Source organism: Actibacterium sp. 188UL27-1, assembly GCF_016901225.1.
Taxonomy (GTDB): domain Bacteria; phylum Pseudomonadota; class Alphaproteobacteria; order Rhodobacterales; family Rhodobacteraceae; genus 188UL27-1.
In genome coordinates, this window is record NZ_JAFEUL010000008.1 from 113,065 (window position 1) to 129,785 (window position 16,721).

The 16,721-nt window shown below is 60.5% G+C and carries 13 protein-coding genes and 2 pseudogenes; 14 read left to right on the forward strand and 1 reads right to left on the reverse strand.

Features of this window, described 5'->3' with window-relative positions; genetic code table 11:
• Nucleotides 1-62 precede the first annotated feature (62 nt).
• The 14 genes and pseudogenes from IU397_RS12470 to IU397_RS12535 all read left to right on the forward strand — a co-directional run bounded on the left by IU397_RS12470 (nt 63) and on the right by IU397_RS12535 (nt 15,729).
• Nucleotides 63-1,025 carry a TAXI family TRAP transporter solute-binding subunit gene (locus IU397_RS12470; protein WP_204413988.1) on the forward strand — a complete coding sequence of 321 codons (963 nt, stop codon included), beginning with the start codon at nt 63-65 and terminating at the stop codon, nt 1,023-1,025.
• A gap of 72 nt (nt 1,026-1,097) precedes the next feature.
• Entirely contained in the window at nt 1,098-3,728 is a 2,631-nt protein-coding gene (locus IU397_RS12475; RefSeq protein WP_204413989.1) for a TRAP transporter permease, read from the forward strand.
• A 64-nt stretch (nt 3,729-3,792) separates the two neighbouring features.
• Nucleotides 3,793-4,218, forward strand: coding sequence for a universal stress protein (locus tag IU397_RS12480; RefSeq protein WP_204413990.1), 426 nt, complete (start codon nt 3,793-3,795; stop codon nt 4,216-4,218).
• A 157-nt stretch (nt 4,219-4,375) separates the two neighbouring features.
• Nucleotides 4,376-5,695: an ABC transporter substrate-binding protein gene (locus IU397_RS12485; protein ID WP_204413991.1), complete on the forward strand. Its 1,320-nt coding sequence runs from the start codon at nt 4,376-4,378 to the stop codon at nt 5,693-5,695.
• A 90-nt stretch (nt 5,696-5,785) separates the two neighbouring features.
• Complete coding sequence (locus IU397_RS12490) at nt 5,786-6,733, forward strand: carbohydrate ABC transporter permease (protein WP_204413993.1); 948 nt, start codon at nt 5,786-5,788, stop codon at nt 6,731-6,733.
• A complete protein-coding gene (locus IU397_RS12495) occupies nt 6,730-7,671 on the forward strand; it encodes a carbohydrate ABC transporter permease (protein ID WP_204413995.1) in 942 nt (313 codons plus the stop codon). The genes IU397_RS12490 and IU397_RS12495 overlap by 4 nt, the downstream gene beginning before the upstream one ends.
• 85 nt (nt 7,672-7,756) lie before the next feature.
• A complete protein-coding gene (locus IU397_RS12500) occupies nt 7,757-7,951 on the forward strand; it encodes a hypothetical protein (RefSeq protein ID WP_204413997.1) in 195 nt (64 codons plus the stop codon).
• Between the two features lie 3 nt (nt 7,952-7,954).
• Nucleotides 7,955-8,317, forward strand: a complete 363-nt coding sequence (locus IU397_RS12505; protein ID WP_204413999.1) for a VOC family protein — start codon at nt 7,955-7,957, stop codon at nt 8,315-8,317.
• A 1-nt stretch (nt 8,318) separates the two neighbouring features.
• Nucleotides 8,319-9,416: an ABC transporter ATP-binding protein gene (locus tag IU397_RS12510; RefSeq protein WP_204414002.1), complete on the forward strand. Its 1,098-nt coding sequence runs from the start codon at nt 8,319-8,321 to the stop codon at nt 9,414-9,416.
• On the forward strand, nt 9,409-10,401 hold the full coding sequence (locus IU397_RS12515) for an ABC transporter ATP-binding protein (RefSeq protein ID WP_204414004.1): 993 nt from the start codon (nt 9,409-9,411) through the stop codon (nt 10,399-10,401). The genes IU397_RS12510 and IU397_RS12515 overlap by 8 nt, the downstream gene beginning before the upstream one ends.
• 10 nt (nt 10,402-10,411) lie before the next feature.
• Nucleotides 10,412-12,037, forward strand: a complete 1,626-nt coding sequence (locus IU397_RS12520) for a dihydroxyacetone kinase subunit DhaK (protein WP_204414006.1) — start codon at nt 10,412-10,414, stop codon at nt 12,035-12,037.
• Between the two features lie 46 nt (nt 12,038-12,083).
• Nucleotides 12,084-13,097, forward strand: a complete 1,014-nt coding sequence (locus IU397_RS12525; RefSeq protein ID WP_370541675.1) for a LacI family DNA-binding transcriptional regulator — start codon at nt 12,084-12,086, stop codon at nt 13,095-13,097.
• 84 nt (nt 13,098-13,181) lie between these two features.
• A pseudogene (locus tag IU397_RS12530) lies at nt 13,182-14,048 on the forward strand (bile acid:sodium symporter family protein); the annotation flags it as partial.
• A gap of 25 nt (nt 14,049-14,073) precedes the next feature.
• Complete coding sequence (locus IU397_RS12535; protein ID WP_204414012.1) at nt 14,074-15,729, forward strand: FAD-binding dehydrogenase; 1,656 nt, start codon at nt 14,074-14,076, stop codon at nt 15,727-15,729.
• Nucleotides 15,730-15,823: 94 nt separating this feature from the next.
• Here IU397_RS12535 and IU397_RS12540 read toward each other — a convergent pair.
• Nucleotides 15,824-16,293, reverse strand: a pseudogene (locus tag IU397_RS12540) (hypothetical protein); the annotation flags it as partial.
• Nucleotides 16,294-16,721 lie beyond the last annotated feature (428 nt).

Genomic DNA, 16,721 nt, shown 5'->3' on the forward strand with positions numbered 1-16,721 from the left:
TTCCGGCTCTACTGAGCACGATCGAGTCCCTCCGAGGGGCTGATACAACTGGGAGCAAACACATGAAAAACATGATTTTCGGCACGGCAATCGCCGGTGCCATTGCCATCGGTGGTGCGGCAAGCGCGCAGGACTTTATCTCAATTGGCACCGGCGGCGTCACCGGCGTTTATTACCCGACTGGCGGCGCGATCTGCCGGATGGTCAACAAAACCCGGAAGGAGCATGGCATCCGTTGCGCTGTCGAATCCACCGGCGGGTCAGTCTACAACATCAACACGATCAAGGGGGGCGAGCTGGAATTTGGCGTGGCCCAGTCCGATTGGCAGTACCATGCCTTTAACGGCACATCGAAATTCGAAGGAGATGCTGCCTTCCCCGGCATCCGCGCCGTGTTCTCGGTCCATCCAGAACCCTTCACCCTGATCGTGCGCGGCGATAGCGGCATCACCAGCTTTGACCAGATCAAGGGCAAGCGCGTGAATATCGGCAACCCCGGCTCTGGCCAGCGCGCGACTATGGAGGTGGTGATGGCCGCCTTCGACATCGGTATGGACGATCTGGCCCTTGCGACCGAGTATAAGGGTTCGGAAATGGCCAAGCAGCTCTGTGACGGCAATATCGACGCCATGATCTACACGATCGGTCATCCTGCAGCGGCCATCAAAGAGGCGACAACGACCTGTGATGCGTTCCTCGTCTCGGTCACCGGTGCGCCCATCGACAAGCTGGTGGAGGACAATCCGTTCTACCGCAAGGCGACCATCCCGGGCGGCATGTATACCGGAACCGATGGCGACACTGAAACCTTCGGCGTTGGCGCCACCTTTGTCACCTCCGACACCGTGTCAGAAGATGTCGTCTATGTCGTGGCCAAGGCCGTGATGGACAACATCGATGACCTGCGCAAACAGCACCCGGCCTTTGAAAACCTCGACCCCGCCGAAATGGTGAAAGACGGTCTCAGCGCCCCGCTGCATCCGGGTGCAGAGAAGGCGTATAAAGAACTCGGTTTGCTTCAGTAATCCAAGACCCTTGAAAGGGCCCGCCCTGCGCGGGCCCTTTCGTTTATCAATAACAAAACGCTGGGGGGCCCCATGGCGGATCAGATACAATCCGAACGTTCCGCCGATGACATGGTGGCCGAAGCCGACACCGGCGCGCGCAACCCCAGTGCCGCCTGGCAAGCGCGGCTAATTATCGGAACCTGTATCGCTTGGTCGGTCTTTCAGCTTTACATCGCCTCCAAACTGCCGGGTGTCTTGGCCCAGGGCACCGGGATGAGCATCTTTGCCAATATCGTGGCCCAGGCCCGTTTTGTGCACCTCGCCTTTGCGATCATGTTGGCGACACTTGCCTTTCCGCTGTTCAAATCCTCTCCCCGTGACCGGATCCCCGCCTATGACTGGGTCCTGGTGATCCTTGGCGTGGGGACATGCCTTTACCTCGTGGTCTTCCGGTTCGAGATTGCGGACAGGCCGGGATTGTGGAGCACATCTGACATCGCCATTTCCGCAATCGGCATGGTGGTGCTGTTCATCTCGGTCTATCGCTCGCTCGGTCTGCCGCTGGTCATCATCGCGGGGATTTTCGTGAGCTTCGCCTTCTTTGGTGGCTATTCCGAATGGGCGCGCAACATCACCAATTATGGTGGGGCCTCCTTCGGAAAGGCTTTAGGCCACTATTGGATGCAGACCGAAGGGGTCTTTGGTGTGGCCCTTGGCGTGTCGACCACCATGATCTTCCTCTTTGTGCTGTTCGGCGCGATCCTTGACAGGGCAGGGGGCGGAAATTGGTTCATCAAGGTGGCTGTGGCGCTGCTCGGTGCCCTGCGTGGCGGCCCGGCCAAGGCGTCGGTCCTGTCGTCGATGATGACCGGCATGATCTCGGGCTCTTCCATCGCCAACACGGTCACAACTGGCACGTTCACGATCCCCCTTATGAAACGCATCGGATTTCCGGCGGAAAAGGCGGGCGCAGTGGAAGTCGCCAGTTCCACCAATGGCCAGCTCACACCGCCCGTTATGGGGGCCGCCGCCTTCCTGATGGTCGAATATGTCAACATCCCCTATATTGACGTGATCAAACACGCCTTCCTCCCGGCGGTGATCTCCTACATCGCGCTGCTGTATATCGTGCATCTCGAAAGCCTGAAAATGGGGCTGGAGGGGCTCAAGAAACCAGGCCGCAAGATCAATGTCCTGATGATCCTGATCCTGTTCCTGTCAGGCGTGATCTTTATGGGGATCTGCACCTACCTGATAATTGGTCTGCGGATGGTGTTGGAGCCCTTCATGGCCGAAACTGTCTATGGCGCCGTGGTTCTGCTGGCCGTCGCCTATATCGGGCTTGTCTGGGTCGCGTCGCGCTACCCGGACGTGGCCATGGATGACCCCAACGCGCCGGTCCCGGCGGCCCCGCGCCTGACACCCACGCTGATCGGCGGCTTTTACTTTGCGCTGCCAATCTTTGCCCTGGTCTGGAACCTCATGGTTCGGACCGACACGTTGGAACGTTTGTCGCCCGCGCTATCCGCTTTCTGGGCCACGATGTTCATGATTGTCATCGCGCTGACCCATCGCCCGCTCAAGGCACTGTTCCGGGGTGAAGGGATCGGGGGTTCCGCACTCGACGGCTGGCGCGATTTCGTCGGCGGCCTCATCCTGGGCGCCCGCAATATGATCGGGATCGGCGTGGCAACTGGCGCGGCTGGTATCATCGTCGGTACCATCAGCCTGACCGGTGCGCATCAGGTGATCGGCCAGGTGATTGAGACTATCGCCGGCGGCAACCTGATGGTCCTGTTGATCCTTGTCGCGATCCTCAGCCTGATCCTGGGAATGGGTCTGCCGACTACGGCCAACTACATCGTTGTAAGCTCGCTTATGGCGCCGGTCATCGTGTCGGTCGGTGCGCAATCGGGCCTCATCGTGCCGCTGATCGCTGTCCATATGTTCGTCTTTTATTTTGGGATCCTTGCGGATGACACGCCGCCGGTTGGGTTGGCGGCCTATGCCGCCGCCGCCATCAGCCGGGGCGACCCGATCATGACCGGGGTCCAGGGCTTTGCCTATGACATCCGCACGGCCCTGCTGCCGTTCCTCTTCATCTTCAACACGGACCTGTTGCTAATTGATGTCGGGCCATTGAAGGCGGTCATGGTCTTTTTCATCTCACTGACCGCCATGCTCCTATTCGCTGCCGCGACACAAGGCTACTTCATCGCGAAATCGCGATGGTACGAAACCGTGGCCCTTCTGGTCATCGCCTTCATGCTTTTTCGGCCCGACTTTTTGCTGGACCAAGTCAGCGAGAAATACGCTACAGCCGAGGGCCCCGCAGCCCTCACCCTGATGTCTGAGGCCGAAACGGGCAAACAGGTGCGCCTCCAGGTCGAGGGCCCGGATTTCGATACGGGCGAGATCCGACCGACCACCATCGCCCTACCGGCGCTATCCGGCGATACTGACACCGCCTTTTCCGATCAAGGCCTGACGGTGCTGGAGGAGGACGGCAAATTGCTGTTGGATGAACCTTTTGCAGGCACACCTCATTTCGAGACACTGGGCAAGGAATATGATTTCTACGGCGATACGCCGGTCACCATCACCCGCGTCCAGGTCGAAAATGATCGCTTCCCGAAAGAGCTGTTCTTTATCCCCGCGCTCCTTTTGCTGGGGGGCATCGTGATGATCCAACGCCCCCGCGCGACGCAACCAGCCTTTTGAACCCCCGGGGCCGCTTAACCCGCGGGCCCATGACCAGGACGGTGCCCAAGGGAGGCGCTCACCCATGCTCGGCAAAACCCTCGTAGCGATCGATCTGAATGATCTGGGCGGCGCGCGCCGCGTGGCCGAAATGGCCGCGGGCCTGGCCCGAATGCAGCAGGCAGAGCTGCACGCGATCAACGTTATTCCCGGCAGCGGTATGTCCATTGTAGGCAATTACCTCGGACCTGAACATGCGGACCGGATGGAGGCAGAGGCACGCCGCGCGCTCGCCGATTTTGCCTCCATGGCGCTTGAAGGGCTCCCAGCCGAAAACCTGCATGTCACCCATGGCACGATCTACGACCAGATCCTGCGCGCTGCGGCCAAGCTGGGCGCGACCTGCATCGTCATTGGGGCCCACCGGCCAGAGTTGAAAGACTACCTGATCGGCCCCAATGCGGCTCGCGTTGCCCGCCACGCGCCGCAATCTGTCTTCGTCGTTCGATAGATTTATTTCCGGTCTATCAGGGGGTTAGATTAGTTTGTCGTTGAGATGAGGTACGCACCTCAGAAATGTCTGGACAGATCCGATACCCCTCCGCTAGCGTTATCAAACATCGCGGATCGCTTTGGCGAGTCGCGCAAAAAGATCCATGGGAGGACACATGAAACGGTTTAATCTCGCGACAGCGAGCGCGCTGTCTATTGCTGCGGCATCGGTCGCATCGACGGCCTCTGCCGACGATCTCACCCTGTGCTGGGCGGCTTGGGATCCGGCAAATGCTTTGGTCGAGTTGTCCAAGGAGTTCGAGGCTGAAAGCGGCCACAACATGAATTTTGAATTCATCCCGTGGCCCAACTTCGCCGACCGGATGCTGAACGAACTGAACTCTGGCGGCAAACTGTGTGATCTGCTGATCGGTGACAGCCAATGGATCGGCGGGGGGGCCGAGAATGGCCATTACGTCAAGCTGAATGATTTCTTCGACAGCGCTGGCATCTCGATGGACGATTTCGCGCCCGCCACCGTCTATGCCTATTCGACCTGGCCCAAAGGCAGCCCCAACTATTACGCGTTGCCCGCCATGGGTGACGCCAATGGCTGGTTCTATCGCAAGGATTGGTTCGAGCGCGAAGATATCCAGGCCGCTTACAAAGAAGCCACGGGCGAGGATCTGCGCGAACCCGAGAGCCAAAAGGAAATGCTGCAGATCGCGCAGTTTTTCCAGGGTCGGGAAATCGATGGCAAAACCGTCTACGGGGCCTCGATCTTTACCGAGCGTGGGTCCGAAGGGATCACGATGGGTGTCACCTCGGCTTTGTACCCCTGGGGGTTCAAATACGAAAACACGCCAGGTTCCTACGATATGGAGGGTGCCGTGAATTCCCCCGAGGCTGTGGAGGCGCTGGAGTTTTACAAGGAGTTCTACCAGACAGCGACACCACCGGGCTACACCAACAGCTATATGGGTGAGAGCTTGGATGCGTTCAAATCCGGCCAGGTCGCCATGGCGATGAACTGGTTCGCGTTCTTCCCGGGCCTCTATGCCGATCCGAATACGGGTGGCGACAAGATTGATTTCTTCGTCAATCCCCCGCAAAACCAAGCGGGCTCGACCTTGGGCGGGCAGGGGATCTCGGTCGTGTCCTATTCCGATAAACAGGATGCAGCCTTGGAATACATCAAGTGGTTTGCCCAGCCTGAGGTGCAGGCCAAATGGTGGTCTGTCGGTGGCTATTCGGCCCACAATTCGGTGCTGAACGATCCGGGTTTTGCCGATAGCGCCCCCTTCGCTGGGGATTTCCTGGTCGCCATGGAAGCGGTGCAGGACTTTTGGCAAGAGCCGGCCTATGCGGAATTGCTGCTCGCCATGCAAAAGCGCGTCCATGATTACGTGGTGGCCGATCAGGGCACTGCCAAGGAGGCACTTGACCTTCTGATCGAAGACTGGACCGAAGTCTTTGAGGACGAAGGCAAGCTCTAATCCAAAGGAGGCGGGGGAAACCCCCCGCCACATCATTCTCCAATTGGCCTGGTGGATCTGGTCCGCCAGGCCCCAGGGAACCTGTGCCCCATGGCTGACACCCCTATCGCCCACGCGGCCAAAGCGACCCCGCCCGGAATGGCCCGCAAGATCCGCGGCCTATCGGACCGGGCGATCGCTTGGATTTTTGTGGCGCCTACGATCTTTTTGCTGCTTGCGATTAATATCTTTCCGCTGATTTGGACCATTCAGCTGAGCTTTACCAACTACAAAGCCAATCGGATCGGGCGCGAGATCAAGAATGTCGGCTTTCGCAATTACGAGCGCATCCTGACCGACAGCGACATCTGGCTGAACATGCAGGCCACGGCGCATTTCCTGTTTTGGACGATCTTCTTTCAGGTGCTGATCGGGTTCACCCTGGCTTGGCTGATCAACAAGAAGTTCAAGGGCAACGACCTTTGGACCACGATCATCGTGCTACCGATGATGCTGTCGCCGGCCGTTGTCGGCAATTTCTGGAAGTTCCTCTATCAGCCGCAAATCGGGCTCTTTAACTACATCATCACGTGGTTCACCGGGGCGGAGCCATCGAGTTTTGAGATGCTGGGGTCCGTTGATCTTGCCCCTTGGTCCATCGTCATCGTGGACACCTGGATGTGGACACCGTTTGTGATGTTGATCTGTCTTGCAGGGCTCAGATCGATCCCAGACTACATCTATGAGGCAGCCGAGATCGACCGCGCCTCAAAGCTCCGACAATTCTTTACCATCACCATCCCCATGGTCCTGCCCTTCCTGATGCTGGCCGTGCTGTTCCGCGGGATCGAGAATTTCAAGATGTTCGACCTGGTGGTGCAACTCACCGGTGGCGGCCCCGGCTCCACGACCGAACTGACCTCGATCAATCTCAAGCGGGAGGCGTTCGAGAAATGGCGCACCGGCTATGCGTCCGCCTATGCGATCATCCTCTTTGTGACCGTCTTTGGCCTAGCCTCGATCTACGTGAAGGCCCTGAACAAGGTGAAAGAAAGATGAGCGCCCATTCCATCACCGAACCATCGTCGCGGGCCAAATGGGTCGCTGGATCGCTTGTCATCCTTTATGCACTGATCACCATGGTCCCGCTCGCCTGGATCATGATGACAGGGTTCAAGACACCGCCCGACTCTATCTCTTACCCGCCCAAGGTGATTTTCGAGCCATCCCTCGAAGGTTACGTGAACCTCTTCACAACCCGAACCCGCGTGACGCCAGACGCGCTAGAGGCCCTGCCGCCCCCGGCCACTTGGTATGATGAGATTGTGCGCGAACGGAACATGGTGATCGCGGGGCCGTCCAAATTTGGCGAACGCTTCTTAAATTCCGTCATCATCGGGTTTGGCTCGACCTTCCTGTCAGTCTTCCTGGGCACACTCGCGGCCTATGCGTTCAGCCGGTTCAAGATCCCCCTGGCCGATGACCTGCTGTTCTTCATCCTCAGCACCCGGATGATGCCGCCCATCGCCGTCGCCATCCCGATCTTTCTGATGTACCGCAACCTTGGCCTGTCGGACACGCATCTGGGGATGATACTGCTCTATACGGCCGTCAATATCTCCCTCGCGGTCTGGCTGTTGAAGGGTTTCATTGACGAGATCCCGCGCGAATATGAAGAGGCAGCGCTGATCGACGGCTACACCCGGTTCCAAGCCTTCTACAAGGTTGTGCTGCCGCAGGCCGCCACGGGCATCGCCTCCACCGCGATTTTCTGCCTGATCTTTGCCTGGAACGAATATGCCTTCTCGGTTTTGCTGACCTCCGCCACGGCGCAAACCGCACCGCCGTTCATTCCGACCATCATCGGGGTCGGCGGGCTCGACTGGCCTGCGGTCGCTGCCGGTGCCACGATCTTCCTGCTGCCGGTCATGATCTTCACCATCCTGCTGCGCAAGCACCTGCTGCGCGGGATCACTTTCGGGGCGGTGCGCAAATGAAAAAGCTGCATCCCACAAATACGCGATACATATCGGTTGTGCATGCTGGGCGCATCGCCTCCATCCAGCAAAACAGGGGCGTATCATGGGCAGGTTTCTGACTGGCTTGATCCGCCTGCGCCGTCGCCCGTGGGAGCTTGTGGCGACACTCCTCATCGCCCTCGGCGTGTTCATGCTGATGCAGCCCTTCGTGCTTTGGCTTTTCACCTATTCCTTCATCGTGACACTGATTGGCACGGTACTGTTCATTATCGTCAGCCATTTCCCTGAAGGAGATTGAACCATGCTCAAAGCGACATCCGCCATCCTGCCCAGCCGTGACTTCGACCAAACCTCTGCGTTCTATACGAAAATCGGATTTGAAGAGACCGGCCGCTGGTCTGATCACGGCTACATGATCCTGCGTATGGACGAGATCGAGGTCCATTTTTTCGGCCATCCAGACCAAAAACCCTATGACAGCGACCATGGCGTTTACATCCGCACGACGGATGTCGACAAGCTGGATAACCATCTGAAAACGCTTGACCTTCCGGCGAACGGCATCCCCCGGTACCATCCGGTGGAGGATAAGGAGTGGGGCATGCGCGAACTGGCGATCCTTGACCCGGATGGCAACCTTTTGCGTGTGGGGCAATTCCTCTGATATGGCTGAAATCGTTATCAAAAATGTCCGCAAGGAATTCGGCGATTTTGTCGCCGTCAAGGAATCCAGCTTCACCATCCAGGACGGTGAGTTCTTCATGCTGCTAGGCCCCTCTGGCTGCGGCAAGACCACGACCTTGCGCATGATCGCGGGGCTGGAACTGCCCACCTCAGGTGAGATCTATCTGGATGGCGAAGAGATCAGCCAAAGGCCGCCTTCCCAACGCGATATCGCCTTTGTTTTCCAGATGTTTGCGCTTTACCCGCATATGAATGTTCGCAAAAATCTGAGCTATCCGCTGGTCAGCCAAGGCATGGCGCGCGCCGATGTGAAGGCCAAGATTGATGAGGTCGCGCAAATCCTTGGGATCACCGACATTCTGAACCGTCCCGTGGGAGGCTTGTCCGGCGGGGATCGGCAGCGTGTTGCCTTGGGCCGGGCCATTGTGCGCGACCCCAAGGCTTTCATGATGGATGAACCGCTCGGCGCGCTTGATGCCGAATTTCGCGAACACATGGCCGAAGAGTTGCGCGCCCTCCATGACCGGATGGGCGCCACCACCGTCTATGTCACCCATGACCAGCTAGAGGCGATGCAGATGGGCGACAAGATCGTCGTGATGAACAACGCCGTGGTCGAACAATTTGGCACCCCGAAACAGGTCTATGACACGCCAGCCACCATGTTTGTGGCGAATTTCATCGGCTCACCTGCCATGAACTTTCTCCCGTTCCAACAACAGCTTGCGCCCGGGGCCACCACGGCGCGACTGGGCGAGATGGAGGCGACAATCCCCGCTTTGCGCGAAAGCGGCGCGGGCGATCTGGTCTTTGGCGTACGGCCTGAAAACATCACCCTCAGCGATACCGGCACCTACCGGGGGGAGGTGCTGGCCGCCGAATACCTGGGTACCACCCAGATCGTTACGCTCAACACGCCCAATGGTCACGTCAAGGCGCGCATTCCCGCCAACCAACCGGTGAAAACGGGCGAAAAGGTGGGGCTAAACTTCAAACCCGGCACCGTCACGATCTTTGACAAACCCAGTGGTCGCGCCCTGCGCTCTGAACTGAACGAAGGGGTGCTCGCCCATGGCTGAGGTCACGCTTGCGAACGTATCCAAGGCATTTGGCGCAACACAGGCAGTGGATGGGATATCCATGACCATACCGGATGGCGGATTCGTCGTTTTGCTGGGCCCCACCGGGGCCGGAAAGACCACGACACTCCGCCTGATTTCCGGCCTTGAGAAACTGGATCAGGGCCAAATCACTATCGGCGGCCATGCAGTGGACGGCCTGACACCCGCGCAGCGCGACGTGGCGATGGTGTTCCAGCAATATTCGCTTTACCCGCATCTCAGCGTGCGGGACAATCTGGCCTTTCCCTTGCGCTCCCCGATCCTCAAGACGCCAGAGGATGAGATCGCGCGCAAGGTCAGCCAGATCGCCGAGATCCTGCAGATCCCCCACAAGCTCGACAACAAAGCGACCGAGCTTTCGGGGGGCGAGATGCAGCGCGTCTCCATCGGTCGCGCCTTGGTCCGGGATCCGTCGATTTACCTTATGGATGAACCCCTTAGCTCCCTGGATGCCAAGTTGCGCGCGGACCTGCGGGTGGAGTTGAAACGCATTCAGGCCGATCTTGGCTCGACGCTGCTTTACGTCACCCATGACCAGGTCGAGGCGATGACAATGGCCACCCATGTCGGCGTCTTGCAGGACGGCAAGCTGGTCCAATACGGCACCCCGCGCCAGATTTATGAGGATCCGAACAGCATCTATGTCGCCAGCCGCCTGGGCCTGCCGCGCATCAATATCCTGCCCTCCGGTCTGTTTGGCGGCAGCCACAAAGGGCCGCAAATCGGCTTGCGGCCCGAGAACATTACCGAGGGCGACGGGGCGGAGGCCCGGGTGATCCGTGCCGAACATCTGGGCGATCAAACCCGCCTTCATGTCGATCTGCAGGGCCATGCCGTGACGACGCTGGCCCAGGACGGGCGCGACTATACCCCTGACATGACACTAAAAATTAGCCCCAAAGACCCGCTTTACTTTGATGCGGGCGGGGACCGCATCCAGTAGGGAGGGACGGATGGCGCAGTTCATCAATGCCAAGGAAAACCTCGTGACCGAGGCCATAGACGGCCTGTTGGCGGCCGCGGGCGGGGCTTTGTCCCGCCTCGATGGCTACCCCCATATCAAGGTCGTCTGCCGCGCCGATTGGGATAAATCCCGCGTCGCCCTGATCTCGGGCGGCGGGTCGGGGCATGAACCCGCCCATGCTGGTTTCGTGGGCCCCGGCATGCTGACAGCGGCGGTTTGTGGGGAGGTTTTTGCCTCCCCCTCCGTCGACGCCGTGCTGGCGGGCATCCTGGCCGTCACGGGAGAGGCCGGGTGCCTCCTGATCGTTAAGAACTACACCGGCGACCGCCTCAACTTTGGCCTCGCCGCGGAACGCGCCCGCGCCCTGGGCCGCAAGGTGGAGATGGTGGTGGTCGATGATGACATCGCCTTGCCCGACCTGCCCCAACCGCGCGGCGTGGCTGGCACGCTTTTTGTCCACAAGGTCGCGGGAGCCCAGGCCGAACAGGGCAAGGATCTGGCCACGGTGACTGCCGCCGCCAAGCAGGTCATCGGCAAGATCGTCTCCATCGGGATGAGCCTCGACACCTGCACCATTCCCGGTTCCCCCAAGGAAGAACGCATCGCGGCTGGCAAGGCCGAACTGGGTCTGGGCATCCACGGCGAACCGGGGGTGCAGCAGGTGGCTTTCGTCGATGCGCGTTCTGCCGTGACGATGGTCACCGAGCGACTGGCGCCCCATCTGACCGGCGGCACGGCGGTCGCGCTGGTCAACAACCTTGGCTCGACCACGCCGCTGGAGATGTCGGTGCTCACCCATGCCTTGACCGAAACCGGCGCGATTGGTCACATCATCGGCCCGGCTGCGATGATGACGTCGCTGGATATGCACGGCTTTTCGATCTCGGTCCTGGAGGCCGACGCGGCCGAGCAGGATGCCTTGGCCGCGCCGGTCCCCATGGCCGCCTGGCCCGGCCTGCACCAGGTGGTGCCGGTCCCTGTGATGCCGATGCCCGACGGGTTGACGCCCATCGCCCCCATCGCCTCGCACAATGACCGGGCCCGCGGGACCATTGAAAAGGTCGCCGACTTGCTGATCGCCGCCGAACCCAAGTTGAATGAGCTTGATGCGAAATCCGGCGATGGCGACACGGGCGCGACCCTCGCCACCGCAGCGCGCGCTTTAAAAGGTGGGTTGGACCGGATGCCGCTGGCTGACCTGACCCAGCTTTTCCCGGCCTTGGGCAATGAGTTGAGCCAGACCATGGGCGGCTCTTCCGGTGTCATCCTAGCAATTTTCTTTAACGCGACAGGCGATGCCTGCGCCAACGGCGCCTCGATCCATGCCGCGCTGCAAGAAGGGTTGGCCCGGGTCAGCGAGGTTGGCGGCGCACAGGTTGGCGACCGCACCATGATCGACGCGCTGTCGCCTGCTTTGACGGCCTTACCTGACGGGATCACCGCTGCCGCCAAGGCGGCCCGCCAAGGGGCCGATCACACGGCTCATATCCACCGGGCCAAGGCGGGGCGCGCGGCCTATGTGCCCGAGGAAAACCTGAAGGGCCACAATGACCCGGGCGCAGAGGCCGTCGCCCTTTTGTTCGAGGGCCTGGCCCGCGAAATGGCGGAGGGCTGACGCCATCGCCACCAGGGACCAAGCGGAGGCTGCGGGCAAGCCTACGGTGAACGATATCGCGCGGGTGGCCGGTGTCAGCCTCGCCACCGTCGACCGGGTGCTGAATGATCGCCCCGGCGTGCGCAAGGTGACCATCGCAAAGGTCCAGACCGCTATTGATACGCTGGGCTACATCCGCGACACGGCGGCCGCCAATCTGGCGCGCAAACGGGTCTACACGATCCTTTTCATCCTGCCTGCCACGGGCAGCGAATTTGTGGCCGGGCTGGAAGAGGCTATTCGGGACCAGTCCCAGAAGCTCGCCCTTGACCGCACGCAGTTGCGGGTTGCCAAGGCCACGCCCTTTGATCCGCAACAGATCGTGGCGGCCTTGGATGCCGTTGATCCGCATGAGGTTGACGGTATCGCTCTTTTCGGGCCCGAGACGCCGTCGATCCGCGATGCCGTGCGCCGGATCAGGGCGCGGGGCGTGGCTGTGGTGGCGCTGGTGTCGGACCTGCCAAGCTCGGACCGGGATCATTTCGTGGGCATCGACAACCTGGCCGCCGGACGCACCGCGGCGCAGTTGATGGGCCGGTTCCTGCGGATACAGGGCACCGTGTTGGTCCTGACCGGATCGCGCCTGGCGCGGGATCACCTGGAGCGGCGGCAGGGGTTTGATCTGGTCATGGCCGATGAGTTTCCCGGTCAGCAGGTCGTCGCCTCGGTCGAAGGGCGGGACGATCCGGCGCTCATCAACGATCTGCTCACCCGCGCGTTTGACAGCTACCCCGATCTGGTCGGCATCTATGCCTCAGCCGCCGACCATGCCGGTTTGATCCAGTATCTGTCTCAATCGGCGCCGGGCAAGGGGCCGGTCGTCGTGGCCCATGAATTGACCCCCATGGCCCGGCGCGCTTTGCGGGACGGGGTGTTCGACGCGGTGATCAACCAGGACCGGGGGCATCTGGTGCGCTCTGCCGTCCGGGTGCTGCGCGCCAATGTCGATGGCGTCCCGTTCAACCCGACCCAAGAACGTATTCGCATCGACATCTACCTGAAAGAGAACCTACCTGCCTGATCCGTCCGCCGTGACAACGATCAGCCCGCAGTCTACAAAAGAGGCCAAGCTGGCCGGTCAGAGCAAGCGGATCCGCGGACGGGAGAGAGAGTGATGGACATTCTGGTGTCGGTGGTCCTGCCGCTGGGCCTTGCCTTTATCATGTTTTCATTGGGCGTTGGGCTGGTCCCAGACGATTTTCTACGGGTCCTGCGTCGCACCGTTGCCTTTCTGACCGGAGCCCTGTGCCAGATCATTCTGATCCCGGTCGTCACATTCGGGGTCATCCTCGCCTTTGGGATCAGCGGCGAACTGGCGGTCGGGTTCATGATCCTGGCGGCGTGCCCTGGCGGCGTGACCAGCAACGTGATCGCGCGACTGTCAAAGGCGGATGTGGCATTGTCCGTGTCCTTGACCGCCGTGATCAGCCTGACCAGCATGCTGACCGTGCCCCTGATCTTGGGCTTCGCGTTCGGGTATTTCATGGAGGCATCGGCCACATCGATCAGCATCACCGGCACGGCGGTCACCATGTTCGCGCTGACGGTGGTGCCGGTCCTGTTGGGCCTCGGCCTGCGGGCGGCATTGCCCGGCCCCATGGCGCGGGGTGAACCGATCCTGTCGCGCATCGCCACCGGCCTGTTCGTGCTGATTGTTCTGGCGGCCCTCGCGTCGAACTGGGCGCTGTTCGTCCAGAACCTGCCCAGCCTGGGCCCTGCCATCACCTGCCTGATCGCGGTGCTGCTGATTATCGGCTTTCTGGTACCCGCCATGCTGCGCCGCACCGTGATGGAGGCCAAGACAATCTCTATCGAAACCGGCATTCAGAATTCGACCCTGGGCATCACCGTCGCGGCCCTGATCGGCGGGCAGCAGGCGTTCACGGCCTTTGCCTTGCCCGCCGCCGTCTACGGAATTTTGATGTATCTGGTCGTCTTGCCCGCCATTCTGTGGTTCCGTCGGCTGGACTGACGGGTACGCGCAACTGGAGGATCCCATGGAACAGGCGGATGTCATCGTGGTCGGCGGGGGCCTGGCCGGTCTGGTGGCCGCGGCAGAACTGGCCGACCGGGGCAAATCCGTCAGCCTGATCGACCAGGAGCCCGATCATTTTTTGGGGGGGCAGGCCTTTTGGTCCCTTGGCGGGCTGATGCTGGTCAACAGCCCCGAACAGCGCCGCATGGGCATCGTTGACAGCCGCGAACTGGCGATGTCCGACTGGATGGGATCAGCGCAGTTCGACCGGGACGAAGACCACTGGCCCCGCAAATGGGCCGAAGCCTTTATTGATTTCTCGGCCGGGGGCATGCGCGGTTGGCTCCACGGTTTGGGGATGCGCTGGTTCCCGATTGTCGGCTGGGCCGAGCGGGGCGGCGCCTTCGCCTCGGGCCACGGCAATTCGGTGCCGCGCTTTCATCTGACCTGGGGCGTCGGCCCTGGCACGCAGGAACCGTTTGAGCGGCGGGTGCGCGACCATGCCAAATCGGGGCGGATCACGCTGAAATTTCGCCACCGCTGTTCGCATATCATCATGGAGAATGGCGCGGCCAAAGGGGTCAGCGGTGAAGTGCTGGCCGAGGACCTGTCCCCGCGGGGACACAAGACCAACCGCGATATCGTGGGTGATTTTGAGCTGCGTGCGGCGAGCGTTTTGGTGACTTCTGGCGGGATCGGTGGCGATTTCGATCTGGTGCGCAAGGCCTGGCCGACCGACCGGCTTGGCCCCGCCCCGGCCGAGATGATTTCCGGTGTGCCTGCCCATGTCGACGGTCGCATGGTCGGCATCAGTCAGGCGGCGGGTGGCCATGTCATCAATGCCGACCGGATGTGGCACTATACCGAAGGGGTCAAGAACTGGGATCCAATCTGGCCCAATCATGGCATCCGCATCCTGCCCGGGCCATCGTCGATGTGGTTCGACGCGACGGGAAACCGTTTTGCCCCGCCTGCCTTGCCTGGGTTTGACAGCCTGGGAACGCTCAAGATGATCCTGGCGACGGGCTATGATTATTCCTGGTTCATCACCACACAAGCCATCGTGAAAAAGGAATTCGCGCTATCGGGATCCGAGCAAAACCCCGATCTGGAGGCCAAAAGCTGGAAACGCGTATTGCAGGACCGGGTGCTGAACAAACAGGCCACCCCGGCGGTTGAGGCCTTTAAGGAACATGGCGAAAACTTCGTTGTCGCCAAGACCCTTGAGGAATTGGTCGCGGGCATGAACGCCGTCCAAGGCAATGACTTGCTGGATGTGGCCAAGATCCGGACGGAGGTGGAGGCGCGCGACGCCCAGATCAAAAATCCATTCTCCAAGGATGTGCAGATGATGGCGATCCATGCGGCGCGCAACTATCGCGGTGACCGGCTTTTGCGCACGGCCAAACCCCACCGCATCCTGGATCCGGCCAATGGCCCGCTGATCGCGGTCAAGCTTAACATCATCACGCGCAAGACGCTGGGCGGGCTGCAAACCGACCTGAACAGCCAGATGCTCGACGCCTCCGGTCAGCTGATCCCTGGTCTTTTCGCGGCGGGGGAGGTCGCAGGCTTTGGCGGCGGCGGGTATCACGGCTATAACGCCCTGGAGGGGACGTTCCTGGGCGGCTGCATCTTTTCCGGCAGGCAAGCAGGGCGGGCCGAAACCATTGCTTAACGTGGCCATTCCGCGGCCAGATGCGCGGCGGAATGGCCAGCCAAAGCCTTAATCCCCTTAACCAACGGGACTAGACGGTAATGGGTTATGGCGGTCAGGCCCGCGCTTTCGGCGATCTGGCCATGTCGCGTTGTCGCGCCGCCCGAGGTGCTCGATTTAAGCCACTCTCCGTTAGAAAGTGACCATTGTCCGACAGGCGATTGTAAAGCAATCTGCCCGGAGCGAGGCTCTTCCAGCCCAGTGCTGACCGTCGCCTAATGAGTTCGGCTTTGATGGTTTTGAAGAAGGTCTCGACGGCAGCATTGTCGTAACAATTACCTTTGCCACTCATGGACACCTTGAAGCCGTGCTGGCGATCCGTGATCCGTGTGTTGAAGGCATCCTTTGGCTGGCCCACGCAGATCTGCAGCCAGCCTTCTCTGGTCCAAACATGGCTGATGTCTTCGGCCTATGACCTGACAGTCGAAACGCAGTTTCGATGAGAGGTTACTTCTGATTGGGCCCATCCACATCGAAGTCCCGGTTCAAAAGGTTGGGCGCGATGTTGAAAGCATGGTTGCCGTCGGCTCTTCGGTGAGCGCCTCCCTACAGCAGACCTCAATCGCCAATACGATGCGCGGTTAGCTGAGATTTAAATGCCCAATATGGGCCTGCCGATAGGCAAGACCACATGTACGAAAGATGTCAGCAACCTCCAGCTTCGGGCGTGGCAACGCCCGGGTCGGTCACTCAGCCCTTCGATCCGGCAGTTGCGCCAGAAACTCGTACGGGCGGTCGGTGTCGCGGATCGGTTAGGTTGCGACATGGGTGTATTGCGCCGTTGTGCTCCGCTTGGCCTGCCAAAGTAGAACCTGAATGATCCGCCAAAGCACGATATCGATGGATTCGAGATTGCAGATTTCGAAAGTGCGTTACCCCGTACCATAGAAATGGTGGGCCCGGCGCAGCCCGACAAGCCGCATATCGTCGGTCATCCGCGACGTTCCATGCGG